Origin of the sequence: Aromatoleum toluolicum, from assembly GCF_012911005.2 — a bacterium.
GTDB classification, from domain to species: domain Bacteria; phylum Pseudomonadota; class Gammaproteobacteria; order Burkholderiales; family Rhodocyclaceae; genus Aromatoleum; species Aromatoleum toluolicum.
The window spans coordinates 1-3,258 of sequence record NZ_WTVS01000158.1 but is presented as its reverse complement, the minus strand read 5'-3'; the positions used below and the strand labels follow the sequence as shown (position 1 = coordinate 3,258).

The window sequence follows — 3,258 nt, the reverse complement described above, 5'->3', positions numbered from 1 at the left end:
ACCTCCTTCATCGTCTCGGCGTGGTCGCGCTTGCCCGAGCGGTAGCGCTGGAAGGCGCCCAGCAGCAGGTTGTCCTCGACGCTCATCTCGGCGAAGAGCTCGCGTTTCTCCGGCACGAGGTTCATGCCGCGCGCGACCATGCGCTCCACCCGCGGCACGTACTCGGCCTCGCCGTCGAAGGTGACCTGCCCGCGCGACTCCAGGAGGCCCATGATCGCCGACAGCATGGTCGTCTTGCCCGCGCCGTTGGGGCCGATCACGGTGACGATCTGGCCTTCGCCGACGCGGATGTTGGCGTTCGACAAGGCTTCCACCTTGCCGTAGGCGACGCACAGGTCGCGCACCTCGAGCACCGTGCGCGGGGGGTTGAGGACGTTGGGGGCGGTGTCGACCGTCTGCTCGATCACGTTGATCTCCACGCTCATGCCGTTCATTCCACACCTCCGAGATAGGCTTCGAGCACCGCCGGGTTCTGCTGCACTTCCTCGGGCAGGCCCTCGGCGATCTTCTGGCCGAACTCCATCACGACGACGCGATCGACCAGCCCCATGACGAAGTCCATGTCGTGCTCGACCAGCAGGATGCCCATGCCTTCGCCCCTGAGCTTCCGGAGAAGTTCGGCGAGCGCCTGCTTCTCCTTGAAGCGCAGGCCCGCGGCCGGCTCGTCGAGGAGCAGCAGGCACGGGTCGGCGGCGAGCGCACGGGCGATCTCGAGGATGCGCTGCTGGCCCAGCGCGAGGCTGCCGGCGGCGTCGAACATGTGCTCGGCGAGGCCCACGCGCTCGATCTGGCGCGCCGCTTCGTTCAAGAGCCGCGCCTCCTCGGCGCGGTCGAGGCGCCACGCGGCGGGGAACACGCCCTTGTCGCCGCGCATGTGCGCGCCGATGGCGACGTTCTCGAGCACGCTCATGGTCGGCAGCAGTTTCACGTGCTGGAAGGTGCGGCTCATGCCCATGCGCGCGATCGCGCGCGAGCCACGGCCGGCGACCGGTCGCCCGAGGAACAGCACCTCGCCCGAGGTCGGGGTGTCGACGCCCGAGATCTGGTTGAACATGGTGCTCTTGCCGGCGCCGTTGGGGCCGATCAGCGCGAGGATCTCGCCCGCTTTCACGGTGAGGCTCATGGCGTTGTTGGCGACGAGACCGCCGAACTTGCGCGTGACCTCCTTCGCCTCGAGGATCACGTCCCCGCGCGCGGGCAGCGGCTTCCTCGGCAGCGGCGCGGCGGCGGCGTCGAGGGTGCGTTTCGTGGCCTTCACCGGCACGAGGCGGGCGAACAGCGGCCACAGGCCTTCGCGCGCGCGCTGCAGGATGATGATCATCATCAGGCCGAAGAAGATCACCTCGAAGTTGCCGCTCTGGCCGAAGATGCGCGGCAGGATGTCCTGCAGCCACTGCTTGGCGATGGTGATGACGCCCGCGCCGAGGAGCGCGCCCCACACCTGGCCGGCGCCGCCGACGACCGCCATGAAGAGGTACTCGATGCCGATGTGCAGCCCGAAGGGCGTGGGGTTCACAAAGCGCTGCAGGTGGGCATAGAGCCAGCCCGAGGCGCAGGCGTGCAGCGCCGCGATGACGAAGATCACCATGCGCGAGCGCGCGGTATCCACGCCCATCGCCTCGGCCATCACCATGCCACCCTTCAAGGCGCGGATCGCGCGCCCTTCGCGCGAGTCGAGGAGGTTCTGGGTGGTGAACACCGCCAGGAGCAGGAAGGCCCAGATGAGGTAGAAGATCTGGCTGCCGTCGCTGAGTTCGAAGCCGAAGATCGCGATCGGCGGGATGCCGGTGAGTCCGGTGTGCCCGCCCAGGGTCTCGAGGGTGCCGAACAGGAAGTACAGGCTGATGCCCCACGCGATGGTCCCGAGCGGCAGGTAGTGGCCCGACAGGCGCAGCGTGAGCGAGCCGAGGACGAAGGCAACGGTGGCGGTGAACGCGAGGCCGACGACGAGCGCGAGCCACGGCGAGCCGCCCGCCCACGCGAGCCACGCGGGGAGCTCCGTGGCGGTGGTGAGCACCGCGGTGGTGTAGGCGCCGAGGCCGACGAAGGCGGCCTGGCCGAAGCTCGTGAGGCCGCCCACGCCGGTGAGCAGCACCAGCCCCAATGCGACCAGCGCGTACAGGCCGATGTAGTTGAGCAGCGTGACGTAGAAGGGCGGCATCACCAGCGGCGCCACGAGCAGCAGCGCCAGGAAGATGCCCAGGACGGAACGGACGGACAGGACGGGTTTCATTCCTCTTCCTCCACGTGGTGGCTGGTGAAGGAGCGCCACAGCAGCACCGGGATGATGAGCGTGAACACGATGACTTCCTTGTAGGCGCTGGCCCAGAAGGAGCTGAAGGCTTCGAGCAGGCCGACGAGCACGGCGCCGGCGGCGGCGATCGGGTAGCTGGCGAGCCCGCCGACGATGGCGGCCACAAATCCTTTGAGCCCGATGAGGAAGCCGGTGTCGTAGTAGATGGTGGTGATCGGGGCGATCAGCACGCCCGAGAGCGCGCCGATCAGCGCCGCAAGGAGGAAGGTGAGGCGCCCGGCGAGCGCCGGCGAGATGCCCATCAGGCGCGCGCCGTTGCGGTTCATCGCGGTCGCGCGCAGCGCCTTGCCGTAGATGCTGCGGCCGAAGAACTGGTACAGGGCGACGATGAGCACGATGGAGGCGGCGATCACCCAGATCGTCTGACCGGTGACCATCATCGGGCCGAGCTCGAAGCGCGCGTCCGAGAAGGCCGGGGTGCGCGAACCCTCGGCGCCGAAGAACAGCAGCCCGAGGCCGACCATGCCCACGTGCACGGCGACCGACACGATCAGGAGGATCAGCACCGGCGCGGCGGCGATCGGCTGGTAGATCAGGCGGTACATCAGCGGCCCCATCGGCACCACCACGAGGAGCGCCAGCAGCACCTGCAGCGGCAGCGCGAGGGTGGTGAGCGGCAGCAGGTAGAGCAGCGCCGCGAGCACCACCGGGTAGCCGACGTTCCACGCCAGCACGCCCGCGAGGCGCCCCTTCTGGCCGCTGGCGAGTGCGCCGCGCGCATCGACCGCCGCGGCGAGCACGCCCGCGCCGAGCAACAGCCACAGCGTCGCCGGCACCGTGCCGGCCTGGATCATGACGAGAGTCAGCGCGCCATAGGCGACGAACTCCCCCTGCGGAATGAAGATCACCCGCGTCACGGCAAACACCAGCACCAGCGCGAGCGCGAGCAGCGCGTAGATCGCACCGTTGGTGATGCCGTCCTGTGCGAGCAACAGCGCTATCTG

The 3,258-nt window shown here is 69.0% G+C and carries 3 protein-coding genes; all 3 read right to left on the bottom strand.

Features of this window, described 5'->3' with window-relative positions; all coding sequences use genetic code 11:
* The coding region (locus GPA27_RS28060; RefSeq protein ID WP_211165300.1) for an ATP-binding cassette domain-containing protein at positions 1-434 on the bottom strand (434 nt) is incomplete at its 3' end.
* Positions 431-2,233 (bottom strand): branched-chain amino acid ABC transporter ATP-binding protein/permease, encoded by a 1,803-nt coding sequence (locus tag GPA27_RS28055; protein ID WP_169143694.1) that lies wholly within the window; start codon positions 2,231-2,233, stop codon positions 431-433. The genes GPA27_RS28055 and GPA27_RS28060, both read right to left, overlap by 4 nt.
* A partial coding sequence (locus GPA27_RS28050) for a branched-chain amino acid ABC transporter permease (protein ID WP_169143693.1) occupies positions 2,230-3,258 on the bottom strand: 1,029 nt, incomplete at its 5' end. The genes GPA27_RS28055 and GPA27_RS28050, both read right to left, overlap by 4 nt.

Excerpts from the sequence above, each read along its gene's own strand:
- GPA27_RS28055 (WP_169143694.1), bottom strand. The coding sequence starts at position 2,233 with ATGAAACCCGTCCTGTCCGTCCGTTCCGTCCTGGGCATCTTCCTGGCG.